General features: G+C 65.8%; 17 protein-coding genes. 5 read left to right on the forward strand and 12 right to left on the reverse strand.

Going from position 1 to position 17,463, the window contains the following annotated elements; all coding sequences use genetic code 11:
* Positions 1–16: 16 nt before the first annotated feature.
* Positions 17–997 (reverse strand): endonuclease/exonuclease/phosphatase family protein, encoded by a 981-nt coding sequence (locus tag A3736_RS10665; RefSeq protein ID WP_067682785.1) that lies wholly within the window; start codon positions 995–997, stop codon positions 17–19.
* Positions 998–1,176: 179 nt separating this feature from the next.
* On the opposite strand from A3736_RS10665, the gene fumC reads away from it, so the two are divergent.
* Complete coding sequence (fumC, locus tag A3736_RS10670) at positions 1,177–2,574, forward strand: class II fumarate hydratase (protein ID WP_067682787.1); 1,398 nt, start codon at positions 1,177–1,179, stop codon at positions 2,572–2,574.
* Here the strand turns inward: fumC and A3736_RS10675 are convergent, their stop codons facing one another.
* Complete coding sequence (locus A3736_RS10675; RefSeq protein ID WP_233999353.1) at positions 2,575–3,366, reverse strand: DUF4019 domain-containing protein; 792 nt, start codon at positions 3,364–3,366, stop codon at positions 2,575–2,577. It lies immediately after the preceding gene.
* Positions 3,367–3,410: 44 nt separating this feature from the next.
* Between A3736_RS10675 and A3736_RS10680 the strand changes: the two genes are divergently transcribed.
* Together A3736_RS10680 and A3736_RS10685 are read left to right on the forward strand one after the other, a co-directional pair.
* Positions 3,411–3,695, forward strand: coding sequence for a ribbon-helix-helix domain-containing protein (locus tag A3736_RS10680; RefSeq protein WP_067682789.1), 285 nt, complete (start codon positions 3,411–3,413; stop codon positions 3,693–3,695).
* On the forward strand, positions 3,692–4,474 hold the full coding sequence (locus A3736_RS10685) for an alpha/beta hydrolase (RefSeq protein WP_067682791.1): 783 nt from the start codon (positions 3,692–3,694) through the stop codon (positions 4,472–4,474). Before A3736_RS10680 ends, A3736_RS10685 begins: the two co-directional genes overlap by 4 nt.
* A 58-nt stretch (positions 4,475–4,532) precedes the next feature.
* Here the strand turns inward: A3736_RS10685 and A3736_RS10690 are convergent, their stop codons facing one another.
* The 9 genes from A3736_RS10690 to A3736_RS10730 form a co-directional block, all read right to left on the reverse strand.
* On the reverse strand, positions 4,533–4,760 hold the full coding sequence (locus A3736_RS10690; RefSeq protein WP_067682793.1) for a hypothetical protein: 228 nt from the start codon (positions 4,758–4,760) through the stop codon (positions 4,533–4,535).
* 69 nt (positions 4,761–4,829) lie between these two features.
* Positions 4,830–6,113, reverse strand: a complete 1,284-nt coding sequence (murA, locus tag A3736_RS10695) for a UDP-N-acetylglucosamine 1-carboxyvinyltransferase (protein ID WP_067682795.1) — start codon at positions 6,111–6,113, stop codon at positions 4,830–4,832.
* A gap of 117 nt (positions 6,114–6,230) precedes the next feature.
* Positions 6,231–7,988 (reverse strand): flotillin family protein, encoded by a 1,758-nt coding sequence (locus A3736_RS10700; RefSeq protein ID WP_369815444.1) that lies wholly within the window; start codon positions 7,986–7,988, stop codon positions 6,231–6,233.
* A gap of 49 nt (positions 7,989–8,037) precedes the next feature.
* A complete protein-coding gene (locus tag A3736_RS10705) occupies positions 8,038–8,682 on the reverse strand; it encodes a YqiJ family protein (RefSeq protein WP_067682797.1) in 645 nt (214 codons plus the stop codon).
* Between the two features lie 172 nt (positions 8,683–8,854).
* The gene (locus tag A3736_RS10710; protein ID WP_067682798.1) at positions 8,855–10,393 is read right to left on the reverse strand and encodes an acyl-CoA synthetase; all 1,539 of its coding nucleotides are present in this window, start codon (positions 10,391–10,393) and stop codon (positions 8,855–8,857) included.
* 213 nt (positions 10,394–10,606) lie between these two features.
* Positions 10,607–11,296, reverse strand: coding sequence for a M23 family metallopeptidase (locus tag A3736_RS10715; RefSeq protein WP_156502084.1), 690 nt, complete (start codon positions 11,294–11,296; stop codon positions 10,607–10,609).
* Positions 11,297–11,431: 135 nt separating this feature from the next.
* Positions 11,432–12,244, reverse strand: coding sequence for a ferritin-like domain-containing protein (locus tag A3736_RS10720; RefSeq protein WP_067682802.1), 813 nt, complete (start codon positions 12,242–12,244; stop codon positions 11,432–11,434).
* Positions 12,241–12,717: a peroxiredoxin gene (locus tag A3736_RS10725; RefSeq protein WP_067682804.1), complete on the reverse strand. Its 477-nt coding sequence runs from the start codon at positions 12,715–12,717 to the stop codon at positions 12,241–12,243. Before A3736_RS10725 ends, A3736_RS10720 begins: the two co-directional genes overlap by 4 nt.
* Positions 12,714–15,473 (reverse strand): bifunctional [glutamine synthetase] adenylyltransferase/[glutamine synthetase]-adenylyl-L-tyrosine phosphorylase, encoded by a 2,760-nt coding sequence (locus A3736_RS10730; protein WP_255362988.1) that lies wholly within the window; start codon positions 15,471–15,473, stop codon positions 12,714–12,716. Before A3736_RS10730 ends, A3736_RS10725 begins: the two co-directional genes overlap by 4 nt.
* A gap of 47 nt (positions 15,474–15,520) precedes the next feature.
* Between A3736_RS10730 and A3736_RS10735 the strand changes: the two genes are divergently transcribed.
* Both A3736_RS10735 and A3736_RS18165 read left to right on the forward strand, forming a co-directional pair.
* Positions 15,521–16,519: an agmatine deiminase family protein gene (locus A3736_RS10735; RefSeq protein ID WP_233999354.1), complete on the forward strand. Its 999-nt coding sequence runs from the start codon at positions 15,521–15,523 to the stop codon at positions 16,517–16,519.
* A gap of 33 nt (positions 16,520–16,552) precedes the next feature.
* Positions 16,553–16,681: a hypothetical protein gene (locus A3736_RS18165; RefSeq protein ID WP_255362986.1), complete on the forward strand. Its 129-nt coding sequence runs from the start codon at positions 16,553–16,555 to the stop codon at positions 16,679–16,681.
* A 14-nt stretch (positions 16,682–16,695) separates the two neighbouring features.
* Here A3736_RS18165 and A3736_RS10740 read toward each other — a convergent pair whose 3' ends face one another.
* Positions 16,696–17,436: a sulfite exporter TauE/SafE family protein gene (locus tag A3736_RS10740; RefSeq protein WP_067682811.1), complete on the reverse strand. Its 741-nt coding sequence runs from the start codon at positions 17,434–17,436 to the stop codon at positions 16,696–16,698.
* Positions 17,437–17,463 lie beyond the last annotated feature (27 nt).

Raw genomic sequence — 17,463 nt, forward strand, 5'->3', positions numbered from 1 at the left:
CGGCTTCGCCGTCGCCCTATCGCTCCGTGGTCCCCGGACCGCCCCCCGCCCGCTCCGGCATGTCCGAATCGGGCGCCATCGGATCGACGCAGACTCGCGCCATGAGCGGCAAATGATCCGATCCGACATCCTCGCCGATCTCCAGCCGCTCCACCTTCACGCCGTCCTTCACCATGATCTGGTCGAGCGGCCATCCCAGCCAGGCGTAATCCGCCGGAAAGCTTGCAAAGCTGCCGCGCCCCGCACGCGGGTCGAGGAAGTTGCCTTCCTCGCGAAACCGTTCGGTCGTACGCGACCAGGGAACGTCGTTGAAATCGCCGATCGCGAGCACGTTGCCGATCCCGTCTGGCGTCTTCGCGCCGGCGCGGGCGATATTGGCATCGCGCTGCTGGGTGTTCTCGCCGGGACGCGGCGGGCGTGGATGCAGGCCGACCAGTTCGAAGCGCGCTCCATCTCCCATCCGCAAAGTGGCGTAGAGCGTAGGCGTGTTGCTGGAGGTGTTCGCCACCATCCGCGCCCGCTCGACCTCCAGATTGGTGGCGAAAATCATCCCGTAGGTGTTCTCAAGCGGCCGGGCCAGGCGATAGCCATAGCGCGCCAGCTGCGGTTCGAGCGCACGCAGCCAGTCGCCATTCGTTTCCATCAGCAACAGGATATCGGGCCGGGTTCGCTCGATCAGCGAGGCGGTGCGCGCATAGTCCTCGTTCGACTGAAGGACATTGAAAGAAAGAACCTCGGCGCAACTCATCCCGCTCACCTCGTCCGGCAGCGGCACCTGCGTGGAGGCAAGCGCCGTATAGGGCCACATACGCGCCAGATTGATGACTGCGCTGGCTGCGAACAGTCCCACCGCAATCCATTTGCCCCGCCCGGCGAACAGCGCGGCCAGCACGCCCAGAAGGGCCGCAAGATAGATCGCAGGCTCGCGCACGAAGTCAAGCATGCGCACGATCCCGCGATTGGTCGGCCACAAGGATACCAGCGCGAGCGCCAGCATGATTGCGGCGAACCCGATGGCGATTTTCGCTCCGGTATCGATCTTACGGATGTCTGCGTCCCCCTAATGACTAGGGCTCCCTAACGAGACACGCCCGAACGGTCCATCGCCGTGAATTCAGGACCGTCCGGGCGCACGCGTCGTTGGTGTCATGAATCACGACGAAAAGGATCGCCCGAATGACCGAGACCCGCACCGAAACCGACAGCATGGGCGCAATCGAAGTGCCTGCCGAGCGCCTGTGGGGCGCGCAGACGCAGCGCAGCCTTCAGAACTTCGCGATCGGCGAAGAAAAGATGCCCGCCGAAATCGTTCACGCGCTCGGCATCGTCAAACAGGCGGCGGCGCGGACCAATCGCAAGCTCGGCGTGCTGGATGCCGTGCTCGCCAACGCTATCGAGGATGCGGCGGAGGCCGTCGCGGCAGGCGAACTGGACGCGGAGTTTCCGCTCTCCGTCTGGCAGACCGGATCGGGCACGCAGTCGAACATGAACGCCAACGAGGTGATCGCGAATGTCGCCAGCGAGGCGCTGGACGGCACACGCGGTGACAAGGTGCCGGTCCATCCCAACGACCACGTCAATATGGGCCAGTCCTCCAACGACACCTTCCCCACCGCGCTCCACATCGCGGCGGCACGGATGGTCGATGCAAAATTGCTGCCCGCACTGCGCGCCCTCCATGCCGACCTCGCCGGGAAGGCGAGCAAGTGGGATGATATCGTCAAGATCGGACGCACCCACACACAGGACGCGACGCCTCTGACTCTGGGCCAGGAATTTTCAGGCTATGCCGCGCTGGTCGAAGACGGAATCGCGCGGATCGAGCTGGCTCTGCCGGGCATCCATCGCCTCGCCCAGGGCGGTACGGCTGTGGGCACCGGCCTCAACGCGACGAAGGGCTTTGCGGAAGGGATCGCACAGGAGATTGCGGAACTGACCGAGCTTCCTTTCGAAACCGCGCCCAACAAATTCGCCGCGCTTTCGGGGCAGGACGCGCTGCTGTTCCTGCACGGCGCGATCGAGGCGGTGGCGATGAGCCTCTACAAGATCGCCAACGACATCCGCCTGTTGGGCTCCGGCCCGCGTTCGGGTCTTGGCGAGCTGGCCCTGCCCGCCAACGAGCCGGGCAGTTCGATCATGCCGGGCAAGGTCAATCCCACCCAGGCCGAAGCGCTGACGCAGGTCTGCGTGCAGGTCCACGGCAATCAGGCGACGCTGTCTTTCGCCGCGAGCCAGGGGCAGTTCGAACTCAACACCTATCGCCCGCTGATGGCCCATGTGTTCCTGCAGAGCGTGCGCCTGCTCGCCGATGCGAGCGACAGCTTCACCCGCAATCTGCTCGCCGGGCTGGAACCGCGCGAGGATAACATCGCGCGCGGAGTCGAAAATTCGCTGATGCTGGTGACGGCGCTGGCGCCCGAAATCGGCTACGATGCGGCAGCCAAGATCGCCAAGAGCGCCCACGAAAGCGATCAGACCCTGCGCGAAGCGGCGATCGCCAGCGGCAAGGTCAGCGAAGACGAGTACGACAGGATTGTCCGGCCCAAAACGATGCTCGGGCCGGATCGCGACTGATCACTCGATAATGTAGGAGACCACACGCCACGCGCCGCCTTCGTGCTCCAGCGTGACCGTCTCGACCGCGTCGGGCTTGCCGCTGAAATCGGTCCGGAATGTGACCACGCGATAGCCGTTCGGCGGCGCATAGACCTCCTGATAGCCCGTCGCTTCGCGTGAGGAGACAGCACCGAGCGGGACGCGGACCTGATCGGACGCATCGCTCCATATCTTGAGCGTGTTTCGGCTGCGGAACTGCGACCCGGTCGCCGCGTAGCTCGCCTCCCAGTCATAGGCATCGACATCGGCGAGAAATTCGCGCGCCGCGGCTTCGGTCGCATGGTCGAGGGCGACCTTCTCAGCAGAGCTGTCGGGAGGGGTTGGGTCATGGGTGATCCCGGACCCGGCGAGGGCAAGGGCGGCAAGAGCGATGAAAGCTGACATGGCGACTAGGCCTCCGATTATGCGTCGGCGTCCGGGGCGGGCGCCGTTCGATGCATCGGTTCCTGCTCCCGCCCCGCCTGCCGAAGCATCCCCCAAACTCTCGCCTGCAAGAAATTCGGGGCCTTCGTCGGCGAGCAGAAGCCGCGCGGCTTCCTTGCTGCTGGTGACGCCCAGCTTGCGCCGCGCATCGCGGAGCCGCCCGTTCACCGTATGCACCGAAAGGTCGAGCGCGCGGGCCGAGGATTTCGCATCGTGCCCGCGCAGGATAAGCCGCAGCGTCTCCTTCTCCTTCGGCGTCAGCGCATCGGTCGCATCCTCGCTCATCGGTTCGGGATAGGCCCGCGCGGGCAGGCGCCGCCACCCCAAAAAATTGGTATGTGCGCCATGCCACCGCCGGTTAGGATGGGGCGATGGACATTCCCTATCATCCGCCCGTCAAACGCTCGTTGGCGATCCACGGGCACCGCACCTCGATCAGCCTCGAGCCGATATTCTGGGACCTGCTGAAGCGCGCGGCAAAGGATGAAGGCGTGGCTCTCGCCGCTCTGGTCGCGCGCATCGATGCCGAGCGGATCCAGGCCCAAACCCCGCCGGGCCTCGCGGGCGCGCTGCGCGTCTGGCTGGTGGCGCGGATCATCGCCGGTTCATCGAGCGAAGCGGATTTCAGCGGTGCGATCGGGGAGATCGAAGGATGAGAATTCCGGTTGCTGTCTTCTTAGCGAGTGCCGCGCTCGCACTGTCCGGATGCGCGGGGACGATCCGCGACCGCATCTATCAACCCGCCGCTCTTGCCGAGACGCCAGTGCAATTCACGGGCGAGGCACCGCAGGACGTGAACGCGCGCACGGCCGACGGGCTGGATCTCGCAGGCTATTACTGGCCCGCCAAGGCAGGCAACGACACGCTGGTCGTCTACTTCCACGGCAACGGCTACAATCAGTTCGTCGGCGCCGCGCGGGCAGAGCCGCTCAGGAAAGGCGGGCATGGTGTGCTCGTCGCCTCCTATCGCGGCTATGGCGACAATCCCGGCGCGCCGTCCGAGGACGGCCTGTTCGCCGATGCGGAGGCCTGGATGGCGAAAGCGCGCGAACTGGCTCCCGGTGCCGATATCTATCTGTTCGGCCATTCGCTCGGCGGGGCGGTGGCGCTGGAAATGGCGGCGCGGCACGAGGTCGCGGGCGTGGCGACGCTCGGGACGTTCGCGCGGCTGGCGGATCAAGCGCCGAGCATCGCGCGCGGAATCCTGCCCGACCGGTACGACAATGTCGCGGCGATCCGGCGCGTCAGCGTTCCGGTCCTCCTCCTGCACGGGACCGAGGACCGAGTCGTCGCGCTCGCCGCTGGTGAGGAACTGGCGGAGGCTGCTTCCTACGCCACTCTCGTGCGCTTGACCGGCGCAGGCCATCAGGTCGATCTGGCGAAGATTGCGGATCGCATCTGGCAGGCATGGGAAAACGGGCTTCCCGAAAGCTGATACGAAAAGGGCGACGCCGCAGCGCCGCCCGATATTTCGTCGAAATGACGTCGAACCGTCAGTATTTCGCGGTCGCGTCGCTCGCCGGATAGGTTTCGTCGAGCGCTTCGTCGGTCCGGCTCATCGCGTCGCCGGGCGTGCGGGTCGCGGCGGAACCGGCATCGCGGAATGCGCCGTCGGGCTGGCCGCTGGCAAAGGCCACGCCGTTATTGTCGGCACGGTTCTTTTCGTAATATTTGTAGCCGGCGTATCCGGCGGCACCGAGTGCTGCGAGCTTGAGAAGCATGGGAAATCCCTTTCGTTTCGTGTCGCCATAATAACGGGCCAACGAGCAAAAAGGTCCTGACCTTAAACGCTATTCGTCGCCGACCCGTTCGATATCCGCGCCGACAAGCGAGAGTTTCTCCTCCAGCCGCTCGTATCCCCGGTCGAGGTGATAGATCCGGCGCACCGTCGTCTCACCCTCGGCAGCCAGAGCGGCGATGATCAGGCTCATCGAAGCGCGCAGATCGGTCGCCATCACTTCGGCCCCCGTCAACCGGTCGACGCCGCGTACGATCGCGGTGCGGCCCTCGGTCTCGATATCCGCGCCCATCCGCGTCAGTTCGGGAACGTGCATGTAGCGGTTCTCGAAGATCGTTTCCTTGAGGACGCTGGTCCCTTCCGCCTTGCACAGAAGGCTCATCAGCTGCGCCTGCATGTCGGTGGCAAGGCCCGGATAGGGTGCGGTGGAAAGGTTCGTGGCCTTCAATGGCCCGTCCGCCGATACGCGGATGCCGCCCTTCACCTCTTCGACCTCGACACCGATATTGCGCAGCGCATGGAGCGTCGCCTGCATCTCGCTGGCATTGGCACCGTCCAGCGTCACGTCGCCGCCGGTGATAGCGGCGGCGCAGGCATAGGAGCCCGCCTCGATCCGGTCGGCCATCACCTTGTAGGTCGCGCCGTTCAGCTTTTTGACGCCGTGGATCGTCAGATCGGACGTGCCGATCCCTTCGATCTCCGCGCCCATCGCGACCAAGAGATTGCAGAGGTCCACGATCTCCGGCTCGCGCGCGGCGTTGAACAGGCGGCTGGTCCCGTTCGCCAGCACCGCCGCCATCAGCGCGTTCTCCGTCGCGCCGACCGAAACCACCGGGAAATCGAAATCGCCGCCCGGCAGGCCCCCATCGGGCGCCGACGCCTTCACATAGCCTGCCGCCAGCTCGATCTGCGCGCCGAACGCTTCCAGCGCCTTCAGATGCAGGTCGATCGGGCGATTGCCGATGGCGCAGCCGCCGGGGAGCGAAACGGTCGCCTCGCCCGTGCGGCCCAGCAGCGGACCCAGCACCAGGATCGAGGCGCGCATCTTCCTGACCAGTTCGTAGGGCGCGACGTTCGACGTGATCCGCATGGCTTCCAGCGTGACCACGCGCCCGAATTCTTCCGGGCGTTTGCCGGGGATCGTGTGGCTGACGCCGAATTGCGTCATCAGATGCTGGAACCCGTCGATATCGGCGAGCCGCGGCAGATTGCGCAGCGTCACCGGCTCTTCGGTCAGCAGCGCGCAGGGCAGCAGCGTGAGGGCGGAATTCTTGGCGCCGGAAATCGGCATGGTGCCGGCAAGGCGATTGCCGCCGCGAATAATGAGCTTGTCCATGATGGAGCGTTTACCGCATTCGCCTGCGCAGGCAAGGCGCGGCCGATAAGAGGGGCGGGCAGCAAGGGCCGGGAAGCGCGACCGAAATCGCGCTCCCCTCTGCCCTTGTTGACGAGGTCAGGCGTCGGCGGGCTCGCGATCCTCGCCTTCCGACTTACCGGCCTTGTCGGCTTGCCCATCCGAGCCATTGGCGCGCTGGCTTGCGACCAGAGCCTTCGCATCCTTTGGCGCGGCGTGGCCGCTCGCCTGCGGGGCCGAGTCCGGCTCGGCATCCTCGTCGAAGGCCGCGCCCTTGACGAGGCCGGACAGGTTCGACCCGTCTAGGCCCAGTTCCTTCATCAGCCCGTCGAGCACCGGCGCCTGCGCCCGATAGGCCAGTGCGGCGCTGACCGCATCGGTGGCAAGATTGCCGCTTCCACCGCCATTGGTCGCGCCCGCAGAGCCCTTTCCGCCGCCATTCGTCAGCCCGTCGACCTGGACGATCTTGATCGAATCGATCGCTTCCATCGGCTTGGCGCTTTCGCGGATGACGTCGGGCAGGACTTTGAGCAGCGCCAGCTTGGTCTGCAGGCTGATCTGCTCCATCGAGAGGATGTTGGCCGCCTCGTTGATGGCGCGCTGGCCCGCAGCTTCGACTTCGAAGCGCACACGCGCGGCTTCCGCGCGCAGCTTTTCGGCCTCGGCCTCGCCCTCGGCTTCGCGGCGCGCGGCCTCGGCGCGGTTCTGGGCCGCATCCTTTTCCGCCTCGGCATCGACGCGGATCTTGATCGCATCGCGTTCGGCCTGCTTCGAGGCTTCGATCAGCTCGATGCGCTTCTGACGCTCGGCGATTTCGGTCTCGCGGCTGGTGGCGACCTGCTCTTCAGCAGCGACGGCCTTGGCGCGCGCCTCGTCCGCATCGGCCTTGGCCTGGCTTTCCTCGCGGCTCTTGTTCTGGACCGCGATCTGCTGTTCCTGCCGCGCGATTTCTAGCGCGCGCTGCTGGTCGATGCGGGCTTCCTCGACCAGGCGGTCGGCCTCGATCTGCTGCGCGTCGACCTGCTTCTTGGCCTCGATCCGTGCCGCATCGGCTTCGCGGGTGCGCTCGGCCTGGGTGCGGGCGATTTCGGAGGACTGGGCGGCGCGGCGCACTTCAACCTCGCGCTCCTGCTCCAGCCGGGCGTATTCGGTATCGCGGCTGATCTCGAAGCTCTTCTGCGCGGCCTCCAGGTTCTTGGTCTCCATCTGGACGCGCGTGTCCTGCTCGATGTCGTTGCGCAGCTTCTTGCGCGCCTCGATCTGCTCGGTCAGCTTAGTGAGACCTTCGGCGTCGAAGGCGTTGTTGGCGTTGAAGTGTTCGATCGAGGTCTGGTCGAGCCCGGTCAGCGAGACCGATTCCAGTTCCAGCCCGTTCATGGCGAGATCGTTGGAGCTGACCTGCTGCACCTTCTGGACGAAATCGGCGCGCTGTTCGTGCAGCTCGTTCATCGTCATGCCCGCCGCGACCGAACGCAGCGCGTCGACGAATTTGCCCTCGACCAGATCCTTGAGCATTTCCGGCTGCATGGTGCGCTGGCCGAGCGTCTGCGCGGCCATGGCGATCGCTTCGCTATCGGGCTTCACGCGAACGTAGAATTCCGCCTTCACGTCGATCCTGAGGCGATCGAGCGTGATCAATGCCTCGCCATCGCGGCGCACCACGCTGAGGACCAGCGTGTTCATGTTGACCGGCATGGTTTCGTGGAACACCGGCAGGACCAGCGCGCCGCCGTTCATCACCACTTTCTCGCCGCCCACGCCGGTGCGCACGAAGGCGATTTCCTTCGAGGCGCGGCGATACATTTTGAGCAGGAACGTGATCACGATCAGCGCGAAGATCACGCCTCCGACCAGCATTACCAAGGACGTTCCGAACAGGTCTTCCATCAATACCCCCTAATCATAATCAGTTTGGCGACAGGCGCCGCTCGGCCAGCGCGGTCGCGTAGAATTGGTCCTTCTCGCGGCGCACCAGCAGGACTTCGTCCCCCGAATGCAGTTCGCTCGATTGCTCGTGCGGCTCCACCATCACGTAATGGGCCTGGCCGTGAACATCGCGCACGCGGGCCCGCGCGGGCGAACCGGTGCGCGCGACGCCATCGGTGATCGTCGCGCGGCGGCCGATCAGGCTTTGCGTGCTCACGACGGTGGTGTGGTCCTTGGGCAGGATCGCGCCCAGCGGGCGGGCGAGCACGCCCGTTACCGGCACCGCCGCAGCCCCCGCGATCAGCGCCGCGAGCCAGGAATACAGCGGCGCGCCGGTCAGGCTTGTCGCCAATTCCTGCACGCTGAGACCGATGCCTGCGAACATCAGCAGGAACAGCGCGAGCCAGATCGTCAACGGCACGCGCCCCATTCCGAGCAGAGTGAGCAGCCCTTCCACCATTCCCGGCTGGAGCGAAGCATCGGCATCCGCCCCGATATCGGGATCGACATCCAGATCGGCGTCCACGCCCCAATCGCCGAGACCCAGCACTTGGACGAGCGCCAGCAGCACCATCAGGCCCATCGCAATGGCGAAAGGCAGGTTGTGCGGTTCGAGCAAAGTCATGATTCCCCCCTCTCGCTTATGCGCAGGAACGCCCGCTTCCACCAGATGGGAAAGCGCGGCGGCCTGCTGTGTTACGCATGTGGATCACCTAGCAGAAAACCCCCGCAATCCGTAGGATTATGCGACGAATGGAGTCCGATTTTTAGAGCCAGAACGGCGCTATTTCAGGCGTTCAGCCGTCGGCCTCAATCCGGGCTGCGAATTCGTCGCGCAGCTCGCGCTTGTAGAGCTTGCCATTGGCTTCGCGCGGCAGTTCGCTGCGGAATTCGAACAGGCGCGGCATTTTGATGCGGCTCAATTCCGGTTCGAGATAAGCGCGCAATTCCGCTTCCAGCGCCTCGCCCGCTTGCCCCATATCGAGCGGCTGCACCACGGCGACGACCTTTTCGCCCAGATCCGGATCGGGCGCGCCGATCACGGCGGCGTCCATCACCTTGGGATGGCTGACGAGCAGGTTCTCGACCTCCTGCGGATAGACATTCACCCCGCCGGTAATGATCATGTGGCTCTTGCGATCGGTCAGGTAGAGATAGCCCTCCGCATCGACATGGCCGATATCGCCCAGCGTCATCCAGCCCTTCGGATGCATGGCCTCCGCCGTCTTGGCGGGATCGTTGTGATAGGTGGGCAGAACTGCGTTCTCGAAATAGATCAGACCGTCCTCTCCCGGCGGCAATTCCGCGCCATCGGGTCCGCAGATATGGAGCGTGCCAAAGATCGCCTTGCCGACCGTGCCGGGCCGCTCCAGCCATTCCTGCGCCTTCACCAGCGTCATCCCGATCCCTTCGGACCCGGCGTAATATTCGTTCACGACCGGGCCCCACCATTCGATCATCGCCTGCTTGACCGGGACCGGACAGGGCGCAGCGGCGTGGAGCGCGCGTTGATGGCTCGACAGGTCGTATCCTTCGCGCTGCGAGGGATCGAGCTTCAGCATGCGGACGAAATGCGTCGGCACCCATTGGCTGTCGGTCACGCCATAGCGTTCGATCGCCTGAAGCGCGGTTTCGGGATCGAATTTCTCCATCACCACCACCGTGCCGCCCAGCCTGTGCGCAGTGGTGCACCAGCCGAGCGGCGCGGCGTGATAGAGCGGGGCGGGCGAGAGATAGACCATCGATCCGTCCGCCGGCATCCCCGCGCCCATCACGGCAAGGCCGACGAGGGGGACTGCCGCCTGTATGTCGTCGCTATCGGGCGCACGCGGGCGAACCCCCTTGGGCCGTCCCGTCGTGCCGCTGGAATAAAGCATGTACTGGCCGGGCACGGGATCGGAGAGCGGCGCGTCGGGCTGATCGGCCAGCGCCTTTGCGAGGTCTTCCTCTCCTTCGCCGTCCAGCACCAGGAATTCGCATTCGGGGCATAGCGCGCGCAAGGCCTCGATACGATCCGCGAAATATGTCGAGGTGACCAGCAGCTTCGCATCGCAATCGCGCAGGATATAGGCGATTTCGGGCGCGGTCAGCCGGGTGGAGATCGGCACCATCATGGCCCCCGAACGCTGCGATCCCCAAACCAGTTGGAGATAGAGCGCATTGTTTTCCATCAGCAGGCCGAAATGCCCGCCAGCCCCGATGCCGCGCGATCGCAGCAGATGGGCGAAGCGATTGGCGGTTTCGTCCAGCTGGCGATAGCTCACTGTCTCGCCGCTGGCCGCCATGATGATGGCCGGATGGTCCGGGCGCGCCTGCGCGTGCGCGATGGGGTGCATGTCTCTCTCCCGCAGGATCGCCCCTCGTTTACCGAGATGTCCGATCTGGTTGCAGGACGAAACCTATAGCATGGACCTGCGCGGGCAAGGGCAAATGCCGTCCGCGGAGGCGCTTACGGACCCGCACAAGCAAAAGGCGGCCCCGGACAATTCCGGAGCCGCCTTTTGCTGCGGCCACTCTCCGATCCGAAGAGCACCGTTCGCTATCGAAGCTTAGTCTGCCGAAAGCAGGGCCAGCGCATGGTCGCGGTGATCGTCCGACGGGACCATGTAGGGCGACGGATCGACCGCGACGCCATCGACGCGGACTTCGTAGTGGAGGTGCGGGCCGGTGGAACGGCCGGTCGAACCGACATAGCCGATCAAATCGCCCTTCTTCACCTTGTCGCCAGCCGAAACGACCATGTCCGACAGGTGGGCGAAACGGGTCTGCAGCGAAGCGCCGTGTTCGATCGAGATGTACTTGCCATAGCTCGAGAACCAGTCAGCCTTGCTCACGAAGCCATCGGCAGTGGCATAGACCGGCGTGCCGGTGGGCGCGGCCAGGTCGACACCCTTGTGACCGCGACGACCGCCGAGCACCGGGTGGTTGCGCATGCCGTATCCGCTGGAAAGGCGCGCATCGGTCAGCGGCATGGCGGAAGGAACTGAAACGGAGGTGGTGGCGACACCGGCCGAAACCTTGTCCATCCGTTCCCAGCTGGCGAAGAGCTGTTCGAACTGGCGATCGCCGTCCGAGTTCGTGACCGGGGCGCCTGCCGAATTGCCGGCGGGCATGTCGACTGCGGGAACCATCGCGGCGGAAGCGGCGCTTTCGGCGGCGGCGGGTGCGGCGGCCATCATGGTGACGGCACCCAGCCCAAGAGCGAGCGTGCGCAGAGCGTTGTTGAAAAGCTTCGTCATATGTGACCCGTCCATATTGCGAAGGTCCGATCCCCCGGACCCGACCGACCCCCAAATCCCTCAGGTTATCGATCTATTTTCATCACCGCCGGAACCCCCCGACGTCTTGTGCATTATGGGGTGGCGGAGAGAAGTTTACGAAGCAAGTAGACCGTAGAACTCTCGCGACAAACCGGCTGATCGACGCGCTGAGTCGTTGAATGGCGGTTTGATTGCCCCTGAAAAATGGCTTTCGACCAATTTTCGCCACAATTCCGGCGGGTTTTCGCCGCGCGCCGCCGCCACCCGCGAAAAGTGCTTGGTGCCGAAGGCGACGTGCCGAATTTCGTCGTCAAGGATGCGTTGCAGGATCGCCGCGCCGCGCGAATCACCCGATGACGCCACGCGGTCACGAGTCGCAGGCGTGACGTCGAGGCCTCGCGCCTCCAGCACCATCGGCACGACGGCCAACCGCGCGCCGACATCGCCCGCCGTATCCTGCGCCGCCTGCCACAGCCCGTCATGGGCGGGCAGCGCGCCGTATCGCGAGCCATGCGTGCCGAGCTTGCGGTCGAGCAGAGCGAAATGCATCGCCTCGTCCGCCGCGACGCCGAGAAAGTCGGATGCGAATTCCTCCCCCATCGTGCCGCCGAAACGCCCGACGATGTCGAGCGCCAGATCGATGGCGACGAATTCGATATGGGCGAGCGCATGCCACAGCGCGATCCGGCCACGCTCCGACCCGCCCTTGCCGCGTTTCGGCATTTGCGACGGCGGCAAAAGATGGAGATCGTAGGGCCAGGCGGGACGATCGGGCATGGCCGCCGCATCACCGTCCCCCAGATCGAAGCGCAATCGCCCCAGCCGCCAGTCGCGTGCCACCTGCCGCGCGGCGAAGACTTTCCCGCTCGCCTCTCCGGTCAGCAGCGCCTTGCGGATCGCGTGCGAGAGGCCAGGTTTCTCGCTCACGCTTCGCGAGCCGCGGCCAGCACCTCTTCGGCGTGGCCCTTCACCTTCACTTTCGGCCAGACGCGGAGGATGCGGCCGTCCTCGTCCAGCAGATAGGTGGTGCGGACCATGCCCATGAAGGTCTTTCCGTACATCTGTTTCTCGGTCCAGACGCCGAGCGCGTCGGACAGGCCGCCGTCCTGCGCATCGGTGGCGAGATCGACGGTGAGATCGTGCTTGGCGATGAAATTGCGATGCTTCTGCGCGGAATCCTTGCTCACGCCCAGCAGAGCGACGCCCGCCGCGTCGAAATCGGGCCGCAGCGCGGAGAAATCCTTCGCTTCGGTGGTGCAGCCGGGCGTGTTGTCCTTGGGATAGAAGAACAGCACGAGTTTGCGGCCCTTGAAGTCGGACGGCCTGACCTCGCTGCCGTCGATCGTTTCGAGCGCGATGTCGGGCAGAGTGTCGCCCGGTCCGTAAATCGTGTCGGTCATGCTATCTCCAGTTCAGTTTCGAAGGTTCGCGCCCAATTGCGCGCGACGCAGCGCCGCGCCCGATCGAGCGCGTCGAGCAGAGCGGGAAAATCATCGGTTCTCACCAGCCGCGCCAGGACGTTCCGCGCCTCTTCACCCGGCGGCTGCTGGTCGGGCGCGAGCAGGCGCGCACCCACGAGCAGGCGGGTGAGGAACAGATGCGCCTCGCGCAGATCCTCTTCCACCCGACCCGCACGCGCCAGTTCGGCGATGGCCGCAGTGAGGTCGGGGGTCAGCGCGATCCGGTCGCGCAATTGCAGGAAATGGACGAGGAATTCGAGATCGACCAGCCCGCCGCGCAGCAGCTTGGCATCGAGCGGGCCCTTGGCATGCTTATGCGCCGCCATCTCGCTGCGCATGCCGAGAACATCCTCGCGTAATTGGACGGGATCGCGTTCCACCATGGCGATCTCGCGCACGATCCCCTCGATCCGCTCACGCGCCGCGTCCGATCCGGCGACCACGCGGCTGCGCATCAGCGCCATGTGCTCCCAGGTCCAGGCATCTTCGCGCTGATACCGGGCGAAGGCATCGATTCCCACCGCCAGCGGCCCCTGCGCGCCCTGCGGCCGGAGCCTCGTATCGACCTCGTAGAGCGCGCCCTCGGCGGTCGGCACGCTGAGCGCGGCGCTGACGCGTTGCGCGAGCCGGTTGAAATACAGCGTTCGGCCGAGTGGCCTGCCCCCATCCGATTCCTCGCCCGAAGCGCTATCGCCGGTGAAGAGATAGACGATGTCGAGATCGGAGGCGTGAGTCAGCGCGCCCCCGCCCAACCGGCCCAATCCCAGCACGGCCAGCCCGCCATCGGCAAAGCGCCCATGCTTGGCCGCGAATTCTTCCTCCGCCGCCTCCAGCGCGACATTCAGCGCAGCCTCCGCCACCCGCGACAGGGCGCCGGCCACATCGAGCGGGTCCTGCCGCGCTTCGATCAATTGCATGCCCAGCGCAAACCGTTGCTCGCCCGTTACGACCCGGATGCGATCGAGCTTGCGTTCGTAATCGTCGCCCCGCTCGCCCCGCGCCATTCTTGTGGCGAGAGCCGCGACATCGCCGGGAAGATCGAAGGCGGATCGGTCGATCAGCGCATCGAGCAGTTCGGGCCGCCGCGCCAGTTCGTCGGCGAGCGGCGGGGCGAGCGTGAGGCAGGAGACGAGCAGCTGGAAAAGACCTGGGCGCGCCTCCAGCAGGCGGAACAGATTGATCGCGCTCGGCAGCCGCTCCAGCAGCGATTCGAAGCGGACCAGCGCATGCTCGGGCGCCTCGCTCGCGGCAACGGCTTCGATCAGATCGGGCAGGATCGCCTCGAAGGCCCCGATCGCCGCCGTGCTGCGCAGCGCGCGATAGCGTCCGTCGCTCCACCGCTCGATCCGCTGCGAGATGGCGTCCGCATCCGCAAAACCGAGCTTTTCCAGCCGACCCGGCGCGGCGGGGGACGCAGGCGTGCTGCCATCCTCCGCGATCAGATCGCCGAACAATTCGGCGACCGGCACCGATGTCTGCGCCACCAGATCGACCAGCGCCGCACCATCCTCCAGTCCGTGCAGCCGCGCGACATTGTCCAATGCCTCGCCTTCGGGAAGGCTGTGCGTCTGGCGATCCGCGACCATCTGCAGCCGGTGCTCGATCGTGCGCAGCATGTCATAGGCCTCGCCCATGATACGCGCGGTGTCGGGTGCGATATGCGCGGTCGCCGCCAGCGCATCGAGCGCCGCGCGCGTGCCGCGCGAGCGAAGCGAAGCATCGCGCCCGCCATGGATCAACTGATGCGTCTGGGCGAAGAATTCGATCTCGCGAATGCCGCCGCGCCCCAGCTTCAGATTGAAGCCCGGCCCAACCTGCTTCGGCCCCGCATGGCTGTCGCGGATGCGCGCCGTCAGCCGCCGGATTTCGTCGATGGCGCCGAAATCTAGGCTCCGACGCCATACGAAGGGTCGGATCGTATCGAGGAACACTTCCCCCGCCGCAATGTCCCCTGCCGCCGCGCGCGCACGGATGAAAGCGGCGCGCTCCCAGGCGAGGGCCGAGCTTTCGTAATGCGTCGTCGCCGCGCCGATCGGGATCGCCAGCGGGCTGACTTCGGAAGCCGGGCGCAGGCGCAGATCGACACGGAAGACATAACCTTCGGGCGTGGTCTCGGACAGGATCCGCACCGTCTCGCGGGCATAGCGTTGCGCCGCTTCGCCCGGCTCGTCGCGCTCCCGGCGGGGCAGCGTTTCGGGATCGTAGATCAGGATCGGATCGATGTCGGAGCTGTAATTGAGCTCGCCCGCGCCATGTTTGCCAAGCGCCAGACCGATCATCCCGTCAGGCTCCGCCCCCGGCACGCGGCGCGCGATGGAGGCGGCGATCGCGGCGTGGAGCGCACGGTCGGCAAAGGTCGAAAGCTCGCGCATCACGCGGTCGAGATCGAGCCCGCCCGCCAGGTCTCCGATCGCCAGCGCCGTCGCCAGCGCCAGCCGCTCGCGCCTGAGGGAGACGCCGGTATCCTCGAGCGCCTCGCCCGCCGCCTTTGCCTTGAGCAACGCCGCCTCGATATCGCCCGCCTCCAGCAGCGATTCCAGATCCGGCAGGCGCTCCAGCGCGCGCGACAGGAAGGGCGAATGCGCATGCGCCCGTGCGAGCGCTCCGGGCCAGTCGGGGGACGATGAGGATACGGCGGCCATCGCCCCGCCGCATGCCCGCCGCGCGCTTGCCCCGCAAGGTGCGAGGTGCGACAGGGCGCGCTTCGATCAGCCCCCTTTCCGCCCCTCACCCGGAGACCGCCATGCCTCAGACCACGCCGACAATGCCTCCCGAATGGGCAAAGCAGGATTGGCTCTGGATCGGCTTTCCCCACGATGCGGAGGAATGGCCTGACGTCTTGGGCCGCGCGCAGGAGCAGATCGCAGGCTTCGCCAATGCTGTTGCGGAAAGCGGGCAGGAAGTCCGCCTATTGGTGCGCGACGCCGCCAACGAGGCGCGCGCACGGCAACTCGTCAGCGGCGCAGTGACGCTGGAGCGGCGCGATTATGGCGATGTCTGGCTGCGCGACACCGGCCCGCTGGTGCTGAGCGACGGCGACAGGCGCGTGGCGCGGCGCTTCCAGTTCAACGGCTGGGGCGGCAAATATCTGATGGATGGCGATCAGACGATCGGCGCACAGCTGGCCGGGGATGCAGGCCTGCCGCTCGAAACCGCCGACTGGATCCTGGAAGGCGGCGCGATCGACGGGGACGGGACGGGCCTCGTCGTGACGACCGAGCAATGCCTGCTCAATCCCAATCGCAATCCCGATCTCTCGCGTGAGGAGATCGAGGCGCGGCTGAAGCGCGATCTCGGCTTCACGCGCGTGCTGTGGCTGGGCGATGGGCTGATCAACGACCATACCGACGGGCATGTCGACAATCTGGCGCGCTTCGTGGCGGCGAACCGGATCGCCCTGCCGCAGGCGACCGGCAAGGACGATCCGAATGCGGCCATTTACGAGGATGCCGCGCGCAGGATCGAGGCGGCGGGGGTCGATCTGGTCCGCATTCCCTCGCCCGGCCTCGTGACGTCGGGCGACCATGTCGAACCCGCGAGCTATGCCAATTTCGCCATCACGTCGAACCTCGTCGTGGTGCCGACCTTCGGCAGCCTGCACGACGAAGAAGGCGTGGCGGCGATCGGCGATCTCTTCCCCGATCGGGCCACGATCGGCTTGCCCGGCGATGCGGTACTGGCGGGCGGCGGCGGGTTCCACTGCGCCAGCCAGCAGATGCCGGCGGCAGATTGGCGCGCTTAAGAATTTCTTAGCATCCTCGCGCGACAAGGGAGCATGGCCAAAGCTATCGCTCTCGTCCGCACGCATGTTGCCACGCCGCGCCCCGCCGATTTTCTGCGATCGCTGATGGTCGGAGCCTGCGGCCTCGCGCTGGCCTTTGCCGGGCCGATCCTGCCTTTCTGACAGCCGCGTAACGGCTAACCGATCGCCTTGACCAGCGCCGCCACCGCCGCAGCGCCCAACACCACGCCGACGCAGATCCGCCAAGTCCGGTCCGCTATTCGGCCCGAGAGCCGATCGCCGAGATAATTACCCAGTAACACCGCCGGAAACAGCAGTGCGGCGAGCAGCGCCAGGTTCAGCTCAAGAACTCCGATAGCCGCTCCGCTGGCAAGCCCCACGCTTGACGCACAAGTGAAGATCAGCAGCATCGAGGCCTTGGCCGTCTCGCGCGGAATGTCGCGCCCGACATAATAGGGCACGACCGGCGGGCCCGGCATGCCGGCATAGCCCGTCATTAATCCGCTCAGAATGCCCACGCCGCCTGTCGTAGCCGGATGGTGATCCATCACGCCGCGCCGCGGCAGCAGGATCGCGACGAAAGCCGACAGCGCGATAAAGGCAATGACGACGCGCGCGATCGAGGGAGACGTCAGGCTCAGCGCATAGAGCCCGATCGGCGTCGTCACCGCGACCAGCGCGATGATGGTCCAGGCCGTTTTCTCCGCATTGCGCAGCAGCCGCCGGATCTCCGACAGGCCGATGAAGACCGACAGGAAGTTCGTCAGCAACACCGCATGGACGGGCGAGAGCGCCAGCGCCAGGATCGGGACGATCAGGATCGCCATCCCGAACCCCGTCAGCCCGCGCACGAAAGCCGACCCGAACGCGGCGAAAAAGGCGGCGACGATCTGAACAGCAGTGAATTGATCGAACATGCCGCAAGCCCCGTTCGTGTCGAGCGA

This window comes from Erythrobacter sp. HI0063, from assembly GCF_001635685.1.
GTDB lineage: Bacteria > Pseudomonadota > Alphaproteobacteria > Sphingomonadales > Sphingomonadaceae > Qipengyuania.